Origin of the sequence: Micromonospora halophytica (assembly GCF_900090245.1) — a bacterium.
Classification (GTDB): Bacteria; Actinomycetota; Actinomycetes; order Mycobacteriales; family Micromonosporaceae; genus Micromonospora; species Micromonospora halophytica.
Genome location: NZ_FMDN01000004.1, coordinates 114,641 through 130,464 on the forward strand (window position 1 = coordinate 114,641; position 15,824 = coordinate 130,464).

Consider the following 15,824-nt stretch of genomic DNA (forward strand, 5'->3'; position numbering starts at 1 on the left):
GCGGGTGAGCACGGCTCCGGTGGGGAACCGCGGCGGGATGAGCGGACCGACGACGAGTCACCGCGCATCCGGAGCCGAGGCTGGCCCGGTGGGCGGCCCGATCCCTCGCGCCGGACGAGAGTGCTCAGAGCCATCCCGCCTCGCGGGCGATGCGGACCGCGTCGGCGCGGTCGACCGCACCGAGCTTCTGCACGCAGGCGCTCAGGTGGTTGCGCACGGTGCCCGGGGCGAGGTGGGTACGCCGGGCGATCACGGTGACCGGGCTGCCGTACCCGGCCAGCCGCAGCGTATCCAGCTCCCGTGGGGTGAGCGGGCAGGGCGGCAGGGTCAGCGCGTCGGCGGCCAGCGCCGGGTCGACGTACCGCGCGCCGGCGTGCACCCGGCGGATGACGTCGGCGAGGGCGCCACCGGGGGCGCCCTTGGCCAGGAAGCCGCGCGCGCCGGCGTCGAGGGCCCGGCGCAGATGCCCGGGACGGCCGTGCCCGGTGAGGATGACCACCGCGCAGGAGGGCAGCGCCCGACCCAGCTCGGCCGCCAGCTCGATCCCGCCCGGCGGCGGCATCTCCAGGTCCACCACGGCCACGTCCGGTCGGTGCGCCCGGACCGCCTCCAGCGCGGCGCGTCCCTCCCCCGCCTGGGCCACCACCTCGATGTCGCCCTCCAGCCCGAGCAGGGCGGCGAGGGCCTGGCGGATCAACTCCTCGTCGTCGGCGAGCAGGACCCTGATCACGGGGCCACCGGCACGGTCGCCGTGAGCGTGAAGACGGCACCCTCGCGCCGGGTACGCAGGCTGCCGCCCGCCTCCGCCAGCCGGTCGGTGAGCCCGCGCAGCCCGTGGCTGTGGCCGTCGGGCGCCGGGGCCGCCTCGACGCCGTCGTTGCTGACCGTCATCGTCGCCACGTCGCCCTCCCGGGTGATCTCGATCCGGCACCAGGTGGCCCGGCTGTGCCGCAGCACGTTCGTCCCCGCCTCGCGCAGCACCACCGCCAGTTCGGCGGTGGCATCGGCCGGCAGCCCCGCCTCGAGCAGGTCGACGTCGCAGCGCACCCCGCTGGAGCGCAGCACCTCGCCCATCGCGGTGAGCTGCTCGGCGAGGTCGACCGCCCGGTACCCGTGCACCGCCGCCCGGACCCGGTGCAGCGCCGCACCGGCGAGCCGTTGCGCCTCGGCCGCCTCGCGGCCGGCCCGTTCGGCGTCGACCGGCGCGAGCCGGGCGGCGAGTTCGGCCTTCAACGCGATGACGGTGAGGTCGTGGCCGAGCAGGTCGTGCACGTCCCGGGCGAACCGTAGGCGCTCCTCGGCGGCGGCCAACCGGGCCTGGGCCTCCTGCCCCTGCTGGGCCGCGACGAGCAGGTCCCAGAACCAGACCTGCACCCAGTTGACCGCCGCGACCCCGACGCCGACCCCTGCGGCGATCGCCAGGTGGGCGCCGGTGGAGCCGCCGGTCCACCGGGCCACCGCGAGCGCGACGGCGACGATCGCCCCGGCGGCGGCCAGCGCCGCGTGGGGCCGCAGCAGCAGCGGGGTCATCCCCACCAGGGACGCGCCGAGCCAGGCCCAGGTCGCCCATTCGCCGGCCGCGACCGGGCCGACCAGCGGCACGCTCGCCACGGCGGCGACGGCGAGGGCGGCGTGCGAGCGGCGTCGCCGGCGTTGCGCCAGCCACGGGGTGACCGCCGCGTGCAGCACCATCGCCTGCGCGGCGGCGAAGGCGAGCAGCCCGCAGGCGCCGAGCACGAGGCGTACCGGGTCGGGCTCGCGGGCCAGGCCGACGCCGGGCAGCAGCAGGGTGGACCCCACGCTGGCGACCAGCGAGGCCAGCGCCACCCGGCGGGCCCGGCGCAGCCGCCGGTCCGCCCCCGCCGCACCGACCGTCACGTCCGCCGATCCTAGGGGCGGCTGTCGAAGTTGCCGGCCTGCCCGGGGCGTTGCGCGGACGTCACGGGCCGGCCGTGGATTCCGCACGGCTTTCCCGTGACGGGCGCACCTGCCCTCGCGCGCCGGTCGGCGGCACGGTCGAGGCATGTCCGAGACGCTCGCCGTACCCTCGTCCCCGCCCACCGACCGACCCGGCCGTCGCCTGCTGCGGCACCTGATCGGGATGACTGTCGCCATGGTGGCCGGCATGGTGCTGCTCGACCCGCTGTGGCGCACCGCCGGCACGCTGCTGGACTTCTCCGCCCTGCTGGCCCGACCGGAGGTCGCCGCCCTGGTCATGGCGACCGACATGTCGATCGGGATGGCGGTGTGGATGTGGCACCGGGGCCATCCCGCCCGGGCCACCGCCGAGATGGTCGCCGCCATGTACCTGCCGTACCTGCTGCTGCTCGTCCCGTTCGTCACCGGGCTGCTCGACGGGGACGCCCTGCTGCTCGGCGGCCACCTGCTGATGGTGCCGGCGATGGTCGTGGTGGCGGTCCGGCACCGGCACGCGCACCCGGCCCCACCTCCCCGGCACCGGGTCGTCGCCGCGCTGGTCGACCGGTGGCCGACCTGGCTGGCGCTGCTGATGACCGTCGACAACTGGTTCGCCCCGGTGCTGCTGCCGCCGGTGAGCCTGCTCGTCCTCCCGCTGGGCTTCCTGGTGGCCGGCACGGTCCGCCGCAGCTGGCGGGACCGGGGTGCGGTGGCGTCCCAGCTGGCCGGTCTGCTCGGGTGGTCGGCGCTGGCGACGCTTGCCGTTGTCGCCGACGACGGTCCGGCGCGCTGGCTGGTGGCCGGCGGCTGGCTGGCGCACGCCGCCTGGGACGCCGTGCACCACCGCCGGGACCGGGTGGCGCCGCGCGGGTACACCGAGTTCTGCGGCGTGCTGGACGTCGCCGTCGGGCTGACCATGGTGGTCGCCATCCTGGCCTGAACGTGGCGGGGGCGACGGTTGTGCCGGTCGCCGCAGCGGGCCGGCCGGGGTGATGAAAAGCTTTGCCCATGAGTTCCGCACCCGCACCGACCGACCCCACCACCCCCGCCGGCGCCGACGAGGCGACCGCTTTCGTGGATCTCGGGCTGCGCGCCGAACTGCTCGGCGCGCTGTCCGCCCTCGGCTACGAGGAGCCGACCCCGATCCAGCGGGAGGCGATCCCGCCCCTGCTGGCCGGGCAGGACCTGCTCGGCCAGGCGGCCACCGGTACGGGCAAGACCGCCGCGTTCGCGCTCCCGCTGCTGCAGCGGATGCCGGACGGCCGCTCCGGGGGCGACCCGGTGGCGCTGGTGCTGGTGCCCACCCGGGAGCTGGCGGTGCAGGTGTCGGAGGCGTTCCACCGCTACGGCAAGGACCTGGGCGCCCGGGTGCTGCCGATCTACGGCGGGCAGCCGATCGGCCGGCAGTTGCGCGCGCTGGACATGGGCGTGGACGTGGTGGTGGCGACCCCGGGCCGGGCGCTGGACCACATCGCCCGGGGGACGCTGCGCCTGGGCGACCTGGCCACGGTGGTGCTCGACGAGGCGGACGAGATGCTCGACATGGGCTTCGCCGAGGACATCGAGGCGATCCTGGAACACGCGCCCGCGCAGCGGCAGACGGTGCTCTTCTCGGCCACCATGCCCGCCCGGATCGACGGGATGGCGCGGCAGCACCTGACCGACCCGGTGCGGATCCAGATCGAGCGGGAGCGGCCGGTGGCCGGCGAGGCGCCCCGGGTGCGGCAGAGCGCGTACATCGTCGCCCGGGGGCACAAGCCGGCCGCGTTGGGCCGGGTGCTCGACGTGGAGTCCCCCACCGCGGCGATCGTGTTCTGTCGCAGCCGCGAGGAGGTGGACCGGCTCACCGAGACGATGAACGGCCGGGGCTACCGGGCCGAGGCGCTGCACGGAGGGATGAGCCAGGAGCAGCGGGACCGGGTGATGGGCCGGCTACGCGCCGGCACCGCCGACCTGCTGGTCGCCACCGACGTGGCCGCCCGCGGCCTGGACGTCGAACAGCTCACCCACGTGGTGAACTACGACGTGCCGTCGGCGCCGGAGTCGTACGTGCACCGGATCGGCCGGGTCGGCCGGGCCGGGCGCGAAGGGGTGGCGATCACCCTCGCGGAGCCGCGCGAGCACCGGATGCTCAAGACCATCGAACGGGTGACCGGCCAACGGATCGCCATCGACAAGATCCCGACGGTGGCCGACCTGCGGACCCGACGGCTGGAGCTGACCCAGGCGGCGCTGCGCGAGTCGCTGCTGGAGGACGACCTGGATCCGTTCCGGGTGATCGTCGAGTCGCTGTCGGACGAGTTCGACATGATGGAGGTCGCCCTGGCGGCGGTGAAGCTGGCCCACGAGGCGGCCGGGCCCACCACCGAGGACGAGGAGGAGATCCCCCAGGTCGCGGTCCGGGCCCCGCGGGAGGGTCGGCCGGAGGTCGGGGGCCGGGGTGAGCGGCGCGGCGGCGGTCGGCCACGCACCGGCGGCACCACCCAGGTCTTCATCGGGCTGGGCCGACGCGCGGGCGTCCGCCCGCAGGACCTGGTCGGCGCGATCACCGGGGAGACCGGGCTGGCCGGGCGGGACATCGGCTCGATCGAGATCGCCGACCGGTTCTCCCTGGTGGAGGTCCCGATCGGGGTCGCCGACGAGGTGATCGCCGGGCTGCGCGGAAGCACCATCAAGGGCCGCAAGGCGACCGTACGCCGGGACCGCGACGGCGAGGGCGGCGGCGACCGGCGTTTCGACGGCGGCGACCGGCGCGAGCGCCGGGACTTCGACGGCGGGCGGCGCGAGCGGCGCGACCGCCCCTGACGTCCGTGTCGAGGCCCCCGGCCGGTGCGACCGGGGGCCTCGGCGGTGCGGTCAGGCCGCGTTGAGCGGCTGGCCGCCGAGCGGCTGCGCGTCCACAGCGGCCGGGCGCAGCGCCAATGCGAGCACGTCGGCCACGTCGGCGAGGGTGTGCACGGTCAGCGCCTCGCGGACCTCGGTGGGCAGGTCGTCGAGGTCCGGCTCGTTGCGGGCCGGGATGATCACCTCGGTCAGGCCGGCCCGGTGGGCGGCGAGCAGTTTCTGCTTCACCCCGCCGATCGGCAGCACCCGACCGGAGAGGGTCACCTCGCCGGTCATGCCGAACTCGGGACGCACCGGCCGGCCGGTCACCAGCGACGCCAGCGCGGTCACCATGGTGATGCCGGCGCTGGGCCCGTCCTTGGGCACCGCGCCCGCCGGCACGTGCAGGTGGATCCGCCGCCCGGCGAGGGTGTTGGGGTCGATGCCGAGCCGGCGCCCGTTGGAGCGCAGGTACGACAGCGCGATGTACGCGGACTCCTTCATCACGTCCCCGAGCTGGCCGGTGAGGGTCAGCCCCGGCTCGCCCTCCATGCTGGTCGCCTCGATGAACAGCACGTCCCCGCCGGCGCCGGTGACCGCCAGGCCGGTGGCCACACCGGGCACGGCGGTACGCTCCGCCGACTCCGGGGTGAACTTCGGCCGACCCAGGTAGTGGACCAGGCTGTCGTCGTCCACCCGGGCCGGCTGCGGGTCGGTGGCCAGGGCCACCGCGACCTTGCGCAGGATCTTGGCGAGGGCGCGTTCGAGCTGCCGGACGCCGGCTTCCCGGGTGTACTCCTCCGCGATGCGCGCCAGCGCCTGGTCGGCGACGGTGACCTCGTCGGCGGTGAGCCCGGCCCGTTCCCGCTGCCGGGGCAGCAGATGGTCCCGGGCGATGGCGACCTTCTCGTCGGCGGTGTACCCGTCCAGGGTGACCAGTTCCATCCGGTCCAGCAGTGGGCCGGGGATGGCCTCCACCACGTTGGCGGTGGCCAGGAAGAGCACGTCGGACAGGTCGAGGTCGACCTCCAGGTAGTGGTCGCGGAAGGTGTGGTTCTGCGCCGGGTCGAGCACCTCCAGCAGGGCGGCGGCCGGGTCGCCGGAGTAGCCGACGGCCAGCTTGTCCACCTCGTCGAGGAGCACGACCGGGTTCATCGAGCCGGCCTCGCGCAACGCGCGGACGATCCGGCCGGGCAGCGCGCCGACGTAGGTGCGCCGGTGGCCGCGGATCTCTGCCTCGTCGCGCACGCCGCCGAGGGAGACCCGGACGAAGGCGCGCCCCAGCGCCCGGGCGACCGACTCGCCGAGGCTGGTCTTGCCGACGCCGGGCGGGCCGGCGAGGGCGAGCACCGCGCCGGAGCCCCGCCCGCCGACCACGCCGAGGTTGCGCTCGGCGCGGCGGTTGCGCACCGCGAGGTATTCCAGGATGCGGTCCTTCACGTCGGCCAGGCCGGCGTGGTCGGCGTCGAGCACCGCGCGGGCCGCGGCCAGGTCGGTGTTGTCCTCGGTACGCATGGTCCACGGCATCTCCAGCACCGTGTCCAGCCAGGTTCGGATCCAGCCCGCCTCCGGGGAGGCGTCGCTGGCCCGCTCCAGCTTGCCGACTTCGCGCAGCGCCGCCTCGCGGACCTTCTCGGGCAGTTCGGCGGACTCGACCCGGGTCCGGTAGTCGGCGGAGCCGTCTGGTTCGTCCTCGCCGAGTTCCTTGCGGATCGCGGCGAGCTGCTGGCGGAGCAGGAACTCCCGCTGGGACTTCTCCAGCCCTTCGCGGACGTCGTTGTTGATCTGCTCGGTGACCTCCTGCTCGGCCAGGTGCTCCTTCACCCAGCCGACCAGCAGTTCCAGCCGGGCGGTGACGTCCGGCGCGGCGAGCAGGTCGGTCTTCTGCGCCAGGGTGAGCCAGGGCGCGTAGCCGGCCGCGTCGGCCAGCTCGGAGAGGTCGGTCATCCGCTCCATGGCGTCGATGACCTGCCACGCGCCGCGCTGCTGGAGGACGGAGGTCATCAGCGCGCGGTACTCGCGGGCGAGTTCACGGGCCCGGCCTGCCGGGGCGGGTTCGTCGAGCGGGGTCGCCTCGACCCAGAGGGCGGCGCCGGGGCCGGGCACGCCGGAGCCGATCCGGGCCCGGCCGAGGCCGCGCACCACGGCGGCCGGTTCGCCGTCGGGCAGCCGCCCGACCTTCTCGATGGTGGCGATCACGCCGACCGAGCCGTACTCGCCGTCGATGCGGGGCACCGCGAGGAGCTTCTTGTCGCCGGTGGCGCGGGCCGCGTCGGCCGCAGCCTGGGTGGTCGGGTCGAGGGTCACCGGGATGACCATGCCGGGAAGCAGGACGGCGTCGGTCAGCGGAAGTACCGGAAGGGTTGCCATCGAACACCTGCCATCGGATTGAGTTGAGCGTGACAGGCTCAAGTCACAAAGCGTTCCCCTTGTTCCTCGCTGTGACCCAGGCCACTTTCGGGTCCACCGCCGCCAGCCCTGACGCACCTGGACGGCGCCGCCGTCGAACAACCCTCACCAGACACGACTGCCTGCTCACGGAGTACCCGACCCACGGCATTGACCGCGTACGGTTTTCCCACGATTGCGCGACCCGCCAAATGAAACAGACGCATATTGTTGCGGATTTGCCGTGGGATACGTCAAACTCTTAGCCACACCCCGCCCGACACAGGGAGTAATGGCGATGGCAAGGAAAGTAATCACTGTTCTGACCGACGACCTCGACGGGGGAAAGGCCGACCGGACCGTCGAGTTCAGTCTGGACGGCCTGTCGTACACCATCGACCTCTCGGACGAGAACGCAGGGGTCCTCCGCAAGGCGCTGGACCCGTACATCAGCGCTGGCCGGCGAATGGGGCGGGGCAGCGTGGACGCCGGCCGGCCGGCTCGCCGCCCGGCGCGCGCCGGCGTCTCCGGAATGGACCGCGAGCAGAACCGGGCCATCCGCGAATGGGCCGCGAAGAACGGCTACGAGATTTCCGAGCGTGGGCGCATCCCGGTCAGCGTCGTCGAGGCGTGGAAGAACCGCTGACGACCACCGGCGGGTCACGATCCGCCGCGCCGGGGTCACGCTGGGAAATCAGGCGGCCCCGGCGCTTTTCGCACCGTTCACAATTTCCACCCGGCCGGACACCGCTGTAGAAGATTTACCTCCCGCCCCACCGTCGACGACCTGCCGTGCCACGTCGCGCCCCACCGGCCCCGACCCTCGCCCAGCGGCCGAGGGCTGAAGCCCTCACGGCGTGGGTCGAGGGGCCGGATTCCTCGCGGCGATCGGCGGGGCCGACCGGAGGTCGCCTGCTGCGGGGACGGATCCTCTTCGCCGTCACCGTGCTCTTGCCGGCGATGATCATCGCGACCGCGTACGCCACCGGCCGGCCGGGATGCTCGCCGGGACGACGCGGGCCCCGGTGGTCTCCGCCCCCACCACGAACCTCCCCCACAGCTGAGACAGGTGCCGGGGACGAGTCCTCCCGGCAGCCTCAGTTCCCTGGGCAGCGCCACGGTCCGGGCGTACGGCTGCGGGCCGCCCGGGTTGCCCGGGCGGCCCGCGGCCGTCACGTACGTCGGGTCAGTTGACCTGGATCCGCACCACGTCGAAGGCGGGAGTCTGGTTGGCCCGCTCCATCATCGGCACCCGGTGCGAGCCGTCACCGGCCCAGACCGCGCACTGCGCGGTGCCGTTCTGCGGCAGGCCCGGGACCTGGATGACCACCTCGTCGGCCCGGCCGCCGCCCCGGCCGTCCTCGGTCGCCACGAAGAACGCCGGCACGGCCTCCGGGTTCGACGGAGCCGTGTCGGTGCTCTCCAGCATCCGGCAGGCGGTGTGGAAGTGACCACGGGTGAGGCCCTGGCCGTTGAGGACCGAGCTCTCCAGGTAGTAGCCACCCTGACCGGCCGCGAGGAACCGGTCCCGGACCAGGTTCCGGGTCGACACCCGCAGGGTGAACGCCTGGTTGCGCTGCACCTGGTTCGGGAACTGGGTGATCAGCAGCGACGGGTTGTTGGCCGCCGCACCGACCTCGCCGAAGGCGGTGCTGACACAGCGGTTGCCGTTCTGGAAACCGTCGTGCGGCTGGAGCCGGCTGTTACCGCAGTCCTTCGCCAGGACGCCGAGGGCGTTGCCGTTGTTGTTCCCACCGGCGTTGTCGTTGCCGCCGTTCTGGCCACCGTTGTCGGCACCGCCGTTCTGGCCACCGTTGTCGGCACCGCCGTTCTGGCCACCGTTTCCGGCAGCGACGGTGCACCGGGCGAGCTGGTCCAACCCCTGCGGGCGCTGTGCCACCCGGCCGATCGCCGTGGCGATCCGGTTCAGCGTCGCGCGGCGCTTGTCGGCCAACGGGTTGAGGATGGCGTTGTTGACGAAGGCCGGCCCGTTACGACTGCCCTCGGCCGCCAACCGCCGGTTCACCTCGTCGATCTGCGTCTTCAGCAGGGCCAGGTTGCGGTCCACCTCGTTGCGGGCCCGATCGGGGATCCGGGGGAGCCGGCCGGTCACGTCCGGGCAGTTCACGGTGGAGGCGAGGGTGGTGACCGGCGCTTTGCCGGCCTTGACGGACTGGCACTCGGCGACCGACATCTGGCCGTCACCCCAGTGGTTGCGTACCCAGCGACCGTTCTGCCACGTCCGGGTCGTGCTGGTGCGGCCTCCGGGCGAGGTGGCGCCGGGACTCGGCTGCACACAGTTCGAGGAGACCGTCCGCGTTTTGGCGCTCTGCCGGCGTTCTCCCGCCGACGAGATCTGCGTCACGGCGGCGATCCCGCCGAAAACCGCGAGGGCGCCGACCGCCGCCAGCAGTCGCTTGCTCCGCGCGTTACCGGATGACCGGCGCGCCCGTGGGGACCTGCGCATCGAATTGCTCTCCTTCTCGATCCGGTACCTGACTCGTGATCCCGCCGGGCGACGGAATGCGGGGTGGTCACCCCGTCGGGATCACTGCGACGTTCCGGTCGCACGTCGATGGCCGACGATGCCCTTTCCGCACCGTCCGCCGCGTCGGTGGCGCGGCTGGAAGATCCGTGTCCATTCCCGCTTGAGTACGGAACCCCGTGGGCGAAGGTTCAACGGGAACGCAGAATTCGTCGCCGGAACCTCACCGACGGTCGGACCGGCACCCGAGAGAACGGAAGGCCACCGACCAACGACGGTCAGCGACGGCGGCGGTGAGTCAGTCGGCGCAGAGATGGTCGAAGGCGAAGCCGCCCACCATCTCGTCCCGGCGGTCCCGCAACGCCCGGATCTCCTGGCGCAGGGCGTCCCGGTCCACCAGTGTCGGCTCGTCGGTCTCCAGGGCGCGCAGCCGCTCCCCGATCGCGACGGTGGCGAGGTCCTCGGCCAGCCGGGCGGCGTCGACCCCACACCAGAACCGGTGCTCCCGGACCGTCACCCGCTCCACCAGGCACCGGCCGGGGCGCACCTCGACCCAGCTCCAGCCCTCGGCGGCCCCGTCCTGGAAGCGGACGTGCAGGCCGCGCACGATCGGGTCGGCCAGGCGCCGGGACACGTACGCCTCGACGGCGTCGGCCCGGGTCAGCGCGCCGAGGTCGTTGACGTGGCCACTGCGACCGTCCGGCAGCCGACCGACGATGTCCCGGAACCCGACCGGCGGGTCGACTGTGTCGGCCTCCGGCCCGGCGGCGGGTTGCCCACCGGCGTACTCGCGGGCGTCGAGGACGTACGCGACGATCCGCCGGCCGTGCTCGGCGGCGCGCACCGTCGGCGACTCGATCCGCAGCACGGGCAGGCCGACCGCGGCGCAGACGGCATCGCGCATCCGCTCGGCGCGTTGCCGGGGCGAACCGGCCGGCGCGGCCGGGCCGATGGACACCGCCAGGCGCGGCAGACCGGTGTCGGCCGCGCATACGACGTGGTCGAACTCCTCCCGGGTCGCCGAGCTCCACTGGTGCCCGGTGATCCCCTCCGGGCGTCGCGGCACCAGCTCGCCGAGCCGGCGGCGGCCGTGCACGAGCTGACCGGCCCGGGTGAACGACCCGATGCCGTCGCCCGGCACCGGCCGCAGCCGGGAACCGTCGTCGGTGGCGGTGGGCGTCATCGTCGGCAGGTCCTCACGCTCGGTCGGTCGACCGCCGAGTCTAGGACGTCGGCCGCTCTCGTCGGACCACCGGTGCGGCCGGAGCGGTCCCGACCGTCAACGTGCGGGGGCCGATCGATTTCTCTAGGCTCACCGCGTGCTGCACTCAGGGCCCCCGACGCAACGGTTCACCAAGCGGAGTCTGGTCACGGTCTCCCACGCCATCGAGGAGGCCGCGCTGGCCACCGCCGAGGACGGGCCGCTGGTGGTGATCGCCCTGTTCCAACGGATGCCGTACTTCACCCGGGAGCTGGCCCGCTACCGGCGGATCGCCGCCGGTGCGGCGGTGACGGTCGTCGGCCTGGTCGGTGAGACCCCGCCGGAGCTGCCCGCGGGGGCGTACGGGGTGGCGCTCGACGACGTCGAGGAACTGGCCCGGGAGTGGAGCGTGGTGGCGCTCACGCCACGCTTCGGCGCCACCCTGGTGGCCCGGGACCGACGCGAGGTGGAAGCCGCCGTCACGCTGGAGGCCGGCCGACTCTTCGACGGCCGGTGGGGCTTCCGCCGCGACGAGGCGCTGCACGAGGTGGTGCGGCTGCGTGACCGGCTCGCCGACCGGCTCCCGGCGACCGCGCTGGCCACCGTCGACCAGGTGCTCGACCGGGTCCGTCACCTGCCGGCCACACCCGGCGAGAGCCGCGCCGAGGCGGGGCTGCGGCTGATGGCCGCCCGCGCCGAACGCGCCCGCCGGGCCGCGTCGGCGACCACCCGCGACGGCGAGCCGTCGGAGGTCGGGCTGGTAGACGAGCCGACGTTGCGCCGGTGGACCGGCCTGGACGGGGTGACCGCCTCCGGCACCCTGCCGGTGGCGCTGGTGGGCGTCCGGGTGGCCGAGCCGACCGGCACGCCGGAACGCTTCGGCCGGCGCAGCACGGCCCGGGAGACGCAGGCGGTCATCGGCGCGCTCACCGCCCCGCTACGCCCGGTCGACCGGGCGGTGCGCCTCGCCGGCGACGAGTACCTGCTGGTCCTGCCGGCGGTGACCGAGGAGGAGGCCCTCGCGGTGGCCGCCCGGGTGCATGCCGAGCTGGCCGGGCTGGCCCGCTCGTTCCCGTTCGTCGCATACGCCGTGCACGCGGCGGTGACGGTGACCGACCAGCGGCCACTGCCCGTCGCCGACGTCCGGCACGCGGTGGAGTGGGCGGCCCGGGAGCAGGTGCCGGTGGCGACGGTGGCCCGCGAGCCGGTCACCGCCGGCCACCGCTGACGGATCCGGCCAGCGCGCCGAACGTCACCTCCGGCGGAACGCGACCACCGGCGGATCATGGACGCCGGACCGGCGGCGCGCGACCGTCGACGAGTCGGCGCGGTCCGCGCCGCGGGAGGGAGGGACAACGTGCGGGTCGTCTCGCTGGTGCCGTCGCTGACCGAGGCGGTCGCGGTGACCGTGCCGGAGGCGCTGGTCGGCGCGACCGACTGGTGCACCCACCCGGAAGGGCTGGACGTGGCCCGGGTGGGCGGCAGCAAGTATCCCGACCTGGAAAGGGTACTCGCCCTGCGGCCGGACCTGGTGCTGCTCAACGTGGAGGAGAACCGCCGGGAGGACGCCGACGCACTGGCCACGGCCGGTGTGCCGGTACGGGTCACCTATCCGCGTACCGTGCCGCAGGCGTTGACCGAACTGGCCGACCTGCTGGCCGCACTGGGGGTCGCCGGAGAGCCGGGTTGGCTGGCCGCGGCACGCCGGGCCTGGGCGGACCCACCCGCACCGTCCGCCGTACGCCGGGCCGTCGTGCCGGTGTGGCGCCGACCCTGGGTGGTGCTCGGCGGCGACACGTTCGCCGGGGACGTGCTGCGCCGCCTCGGCGTGGTCAACCTGTACGGCGACGACCCCGAACGGTACCCACGGCCGGACCTCGCAGCGCTGCGTGCCCGGGAACCGGAGCTGGTGGTGCTCCCCGACGAGCCGTACCGGTTCAATGCCGCCGACGGCCCCGAGGCTTTCGGCGGCACGCCCTGCGCGCTGGTCTCCGGCCGCCACCTCACCTGGTACGGCCCGTCGCTGGCCGAGGCGCCCGGACTGCTGGCCGCGCAACTCGACGCGCCGCTCACCTGACGTACCGCCGAGGGCTGACGGGTCGCCCCGGGTGACGCCCGCCGGGTTGACGTGCCCGCCCGGATGACGTACCCGCACAGGACGCGACGACCCGGTGACGAAAGGCCCGTGGTCGCCGGGCCCTTCGCGCCTGTCCCCCGCCCCTCGTCCGAGGTGGACTGCGGGTAGGAGGAGAGGAGTGCGTCATGCAGAGCAACCGACTGATCGTGGTGGGGGTCGACGGATCCGAGGGCGGCCGGCGGGCGTTGGACTGGGCCGTCGACGAGGCGACCGCCCGCGGCGGCAGCGTCCAGGCGGTCGTCGCCTGGCGGTGGGACCGGATCGAGTTCGGCCCGGCGAACACGGTCACGCCCGTCGACGAGCGGCAACGCGCGACCGAGGTACTCGACGACGAGATCCGGGGTCTGGTCGTCCGCAAGGGACCGGGCTGCACGGTGGCCGGAGAGGTCGTCGAGGGGCCACCGGCGGACGTGCTCACCGCCGCCGCCCGCACCGCCGACCTGCTGGTGCTGGGCAGCCACGGGCACAACCGGCTGCGGCACACCGTACTCGGCTCGGTCAGCGAGGAGTGTGTACGCAAGGCGTACTGCCCGGTGGTGGTGATCCCGGTGCCGGCGGCGCCGCGCACGACGAGTGAGCCGGCGTTGCGCGGCTGAGCCGGCGCGGACGCGGCGGCCGTTCCCGAACGGGACGGCCGCCCCTGGCATGTCCGAGGGCCTCCGCCTCCCTCTCGGCGGGACCCCGCCCTCGAGGCACGAGCCGCACCCGCGGCAGGGAGCGGGCCCCGTCCAGGGGGTGTGGACGGGGCCCGGGGAGGATGGCTCAGGCGACCGGGGTGACCTGCCCCGGCGGCAACTCGACCAGGATGGTGTCGTCCACGTCGTACCCGATCCGGTCGACGACCCGGACGACGCCGCTGACCTGGCCGGCGAGCCGGACCGCGAGGTCGGCGGCGCTACGCCGGTCCAGACGGCCGTCCAGGGTGACCTCACCGCCGCGTACCTGCACGGTGACCAGCCCGTCGCGCACCGCCAGCACCCGGCGCAGCACCTCCTGCACCACGTCCTCGCGGATCTCGGCGTCGGTGCGCAGATGCACGCGGAGCAGGTCGCTGCGGGTGACGATGCCGACCAGCCGGCCGAGGTCGTCGAGGACCGGCAGCCGTTTGACCGCTTCCCGGTCCATCAGCCGGGCCGCGGCCGGCAGGGTGGACTCGGGGAGCGTGGTGACGGCCGGCGCCGTCATCAGCTCCTTGGCCACCAGCGCGTCGGCCTTCTCCCGGGCGGTCCGCCGCCGCCGGCCCTCGAAGACCCGCCGCTCGTCGGGGTTGCCGGCCCGCTCGACCTTGTGCAGCAGGTCGGCCTCGGACACCACCCCCAGCACCCGACGGAAGCCGTCCACCACCGGCACGGCGCTGATCCCGCGCCGGATCAGCGTGTCGACGATCTGGCGGTACGGGGTCTCCTCGCCGACCGTCGCGACGTCCCGGGTCATCACGTCGCCCACCTGCCACGTCCTCATCACGACCTCCTCGGATGGTCTCCACTCCGACGCTACGACCGCGCTGAGCAGGCATGTCAGGGGCGGTGGGCCGGGCTGCGCGGGGCCGAAGGTCCCGTCCCGGAGGCCCTTTCCGGGGTCGAAGGTCCCGCCCCCGAACGGCCCGGTCGGCCCTGCTCGGCGAGGCGCCGCAGGGGTGAAATGAATGTGCCACCGGAAAGCGCGGTGCGAGGCAGAGAAGGGACGTGGGAACAATGACCGCGACGATCGAGCGGAACACCACCGCCAGGACCATCGCTCCGGTGGCCGAAACCGAGACCACCCGCCAGCGTGCCGCCCGGTACCTCTGGGCCGGCACCCGGATCGCCCTCGGCTGGATCTTCCTCTGGGCGTTCCTCGACAAGGCCTTCGGCCTCGGTTACGCCACCGAAGCGAAGAATGCCTGGATCAACGGCGGCAGCCCGACCAAGGGGTTCCTGACCTTCGGCGCGGTCGGCCCGTTCAAGGGCATCTACAACGACATCGCCGGCGCCACCTGGGCCGACTGGCTCTTCATGATCGGTCTTGCGGGCATCGGTGTCGCCCTGATGCTCGGCATCGGGATGCGGATCGCCGCTGCGGCCGGCGCGCTGCTGCTGGTCCTGATGTGGACCGCCGTCCTGCCTCCCGAGAACAACCCCTTCATGGACGACCACCTGATCTACGCCGCGGTGCTCGCCGGTCTCGCCCTGGTCGGCGCGGAGAACACCTTCGGCCTCGGTCGGGCCTGGGGCAACCTGCCGATCGTCCGGAAGTACGGCTGGCTCAAGTGACCGAACGGATCCCGGAAGGGGCGCCACCACCCGGTGGCGCCCCTTCCGGCGTCTGCGGAACCGCGACGGGCGGCCTCGCAGACACCGTGCCCCGGGGTGTGGCCGGCATCGGCGGGACGCGATCGGGCAGGATCGACCTGGACCGGACGATGGACGGCCGTGGCCGCGCCGCAGGCGGGCCACCGCCACTACGGCAGGAGAGCAACAGATGACCATGCCCCAGGCAGGCAAGCCCGAGGTCGGCCCGATCGAGGGCGCGCCCCCGGCCGAGCTCGTCATCGAGGACATCACCGTGGGCGAGGGCCCCGAGGCCCGGCCGGGTCAGCTGGCCGAGGTCCACTACGTCGGGGTCTCCCACTCCACCGGCCGGGAGTTCGACGCCTCCTGGAACCGGGGCGAGAGCTTCCAGTTCCCGCTCGGCGGCGGTCAGGTCATCGCCGGCTGGGACCAGGGTGTGGTCGGCATGAAGGTCGGCGGTCGCCGCCGGCTGACCATCCCGCCGCACCTGGGCTACGGCGCGCGGGGCGCCGGCGGCGTCATCAAGCCGAACGAGACCCTGGTCTTCGTCGTCGATCTGGTCGGCGTCCGCTGACCGGCCGCGGGGTCGCCGGCCCGGCCGGC

Annotated in this window: 14 protein-coding genes; 8 read left to right on the plus strand and 6 right to left on the minus strand. The window is 74.1% G+C overall.

All coding sequences use genetic code 11. The features are described from left to right. Nucleotides 1-124: 124 nt before the first annotated feature. Nucleotides 125-730, minus strand: coding sequence for a response regulator transcription factor (locus GA0070560_RS08005; RefSeq protein WP_091293277.1), 606 nt, complete (start codon nt 728-730; stop codon nt 125-127). Further along, complete coding sequence (locus tag GA0070560_RS08010; protein ID WP_091293280.1) at nt 727-1,878, minus strand: sensor histidine kinase; 1,152 nt, start codon at nt 1,876-1,878, stop codon at nt 727-729. The genes GA0070560_RS08005 and GA0070560_RS08010 overlap by 4 nt, the downstream gene beginning before the upstream one ends. Before the next feature lie 145 nt (nt 1,879-2,023). Here GA0070560_RS08010 and GA0070560_RS08015 point away from each other — a divergent pair, with 145 nt between their 5' ends. Both GA0070560_RS08015 and GA0070560_RS08020 read left to right on the plus strand, forming a co-directional pair. After that, nucleotides 2,024-2,857, plus strand: coding sequence for a hypothetical protein (locus tag GA0070560_RS08015; RefSeq protein ID WP_245675414.1), 834 nt, complete (start codon nt 2,024-2,026; stop codon nt 2,855-2,857). Nucleotides 2,858-2,925: 68 nt separating this feature from the next. After that, entirely contained in the window at nt 2,926-4,722 is a 1,797-nt protein-coding gene (locus GA0070560_RS08020; protein ID WP_091293282.1) for a DEAD/DEAH box helicase, read from the plus strand. Nucleotides 4,723-4,773: 51 nt separating this feature from the next. Here the strand turns inward: GA0070560_RS08020 and lon are convergent, their stop codons facing one another. Next, nucleotides 4,774-7,110, minus strand: coding sequence for an endopeptidase La (gene lon / locus GA0070560_RS08025; RefSeq protein WP_091293285.1), 2,337 nt, complete (start codon nt 7,108-7,110; stop codon nt 4,774-4,776). A gap of 316 nt (nt 7,111-7,426) precedes the next feature. Between lon and GA0070560_RS08030 the strand changes: the two genes are divergently transcribed. Beyond that, nucleotides 7,427-7,774, plus strand: coding sequence for a histone-like nucleoid-structuring protein Lsr2 (locus tag GA0070560_RS08030; RefSeq protein ID WP_091293691.1), 348 nt, complete (start codon nt 7,427-7,429; stop codon nt 7,772-7,774). A 540-nt stretch (nt 7,775-8,314) separates the two neighbouring features. Here the strand turns inward: GA0070560_RS08030 and GA0070560_RS08035 are convergent. Together GA0070560_RS08035 and GA0070560_RS08040 are read right to left on the minus strand one after the other, a co-directional pair. Beyond that, on the minus strand, nt 8,315-9,595 hold the full coding sequence (locus GA0070560_RS08035) for a hypothetical protein (protein WP_170839326.1): 1,281 nt from the start codon (nt 9,593-9,595) through the stop codon (nt 8,315-8,317). A 316-nt stretch (nt 9,596-9,911) separates the two neighbouring features. Beyond that, on the minus strand, nt 9,912-10,796 hold the full coding sequence (locus GA0070560_RS08040) for a PDDEXK family nuclease (protein ID WP_091293287.1): 885 nt from the start codon (nt 10,794-10,796) through the stop codon (nt 9,912-9,914). 136 nt (nt 10,797-10,932) lie between these two features. On the opposite strand from GA0070560_RS08040, the gene GA0070560_RS08045 reads away from it, so the two are divergent. The 3 genes from GA0070560_RS08045 to GA0070560_RS08055 all read left to right on the plus strand — a co-directional run bounded on the left by GA0070560_RS08045 (nt 10,933) and on the right by GA0070560_RS08055 (nt 13,547). Then, on the plus strand, nt 10,933-12,042 hold the full coding sequence (locus GA0070560_RS08045) for a DICT sensory domain-containing protein (RefSeq protein ID WP_245675415.1): 1,110 nt from the start codon (nt 10,933-10,935) through the stop codon (nt 12,040-12,042). A gap of 129 nt (nt 12,043-12,171) precedes the next feature. Next, nucleotides 12,172-12,891 carry a helical backbone metal receptor gene (locus GA0070560_RS08050; protein WP_091293289.1) on the plus strand — a complete coding sequence of 240 codons (720 nt, stop codon included), beginning with the start codon at nt 12,172-12,174 and terminating at the stop codon, nt 12,889-12,891. A gap of 185 nt (nt 12,892-13,076) precedes the next feature. Beyond that, nucleotides 13,077-13,547 carry a universal stress protein gene (locus GA0070560_RS08055; RefSeq protein WP_091293290.1) on the plus strand — a complete coding sequence of 157 codons (471 nt, stop codon included), beginning with the start codon at nt 13,077-13,079 and terminating at the stop codon, nt 13,545-13,547. A 166-nt stretch (nt 13,548-13,713) separates the two neighbouring features. Here the strand turns inward: GA0070560_RS08055 and GA0070560_RS08060 are convergent, their stop codons facing one another. Continuing rightward, the gene (locus tag GA0070560_RS08060) at nt 13,714-14,412 is read right to left on the minus strand and encodes a CBS domain-containing protein (protein WP_091293291.1); all 699 of its coding nucleotides are present in this window, start codon (nt 14,410-14,412) and stop codon (nt 13,714-13,716) included. A 224-nt stretch (nt 14,413-14,636) separates the two neighbouring features. On the opposite strand from GA0070560_RS08060, the gene GA0070560_RS08065 reads away from it, so the two are divergent. Next, nucleotides 14,637-15,203 (plus strand): DoxX family membrane protein, encoded by a 567-nt coding sequence (locus GA0070560_RS08065; protein ID WP_170839327.1) that lies wholly within the window; start codon nt 14,637-14,639, stop codon nt 15,201-15,203. 214 nt (nt 15,204-15,417) lie between these two features. Further along, complete coding sequence (locus GA0070560_RS08070; protein WP_091293694.1) at nt 15,418-15,795, plus strand: FKBP-type peptidyl-prolyl cis-trans isomerase; 378 nt, start codon at nt 15,418-15,420, stop codon at nt 15,793-15,795. Nucleotides 15,796-15,824 lie beyond the last annotated feature (29 nt).

Coding starts and splice junctions, on each gene's coding strand:
- GA0070560_RS08015 (WP_245675414.1), top strand. CDS start 2,024: ATGTCCGAGACGCTCGCCGTACCCTCGTCCCCGCCCACCGACCGACCC.
- GA0070560_RS08020 (WP_091293282.1), top strand. CDS start 2,926: ATGAGTTCCGCACCCGCACCGACCGACCCCACCACCCCCGCCGGCGCC.
- lon (WP_091293285.1), bottom strand. CDS start 7,110: ATGGCAACCCTTCCGGTACTTCCGCTGACCGACGCCGTCCTGCTTCCC.
- GA0070560_RS08030 (WP_091293691.1), top strand. CDS start 7,427: ATGGCAAGGAAAGTAATCACTGTTCTGACCGACGACCTCGACGGGGGA.
- GA0070560_RS08035 (WP_170839326.1), bottom strand. CDS start 9,595: ATGCGCAGGTCCCCACGGGCGCGCCGGTCATCCGGTAACGCGCGGAGC.
- GA0070560_RS08040 (WP_091293287.1), bottom strand. CDS start 10,796: ATGACGCCCACCGCCACCGACGACGGTTCCCGGCTGCGGCCGGTGCCG.
- GA0070560_RS08055 (WP_091293290.1), top strand. CDS start 13,077: ATGCAGAGCAACCGACTGATCGTGGTGGGGGTCGACGGATCCGAGGGC.
- GA0070560_RS08060 (WP_091293291.1), bottom strand. CDS start 14,412: ATGAGGACGTGGCAGGTGGGCGACGTGATGACCCGGGACGTCGCGACG.
- GA0070560_RS08070 (WP_091293694.1), top strand. CDS start 15,418: ATGCCCCAGGCAGGCAAGCCCGAGGTCGGCCCGATCGAGGGCGCGCCC.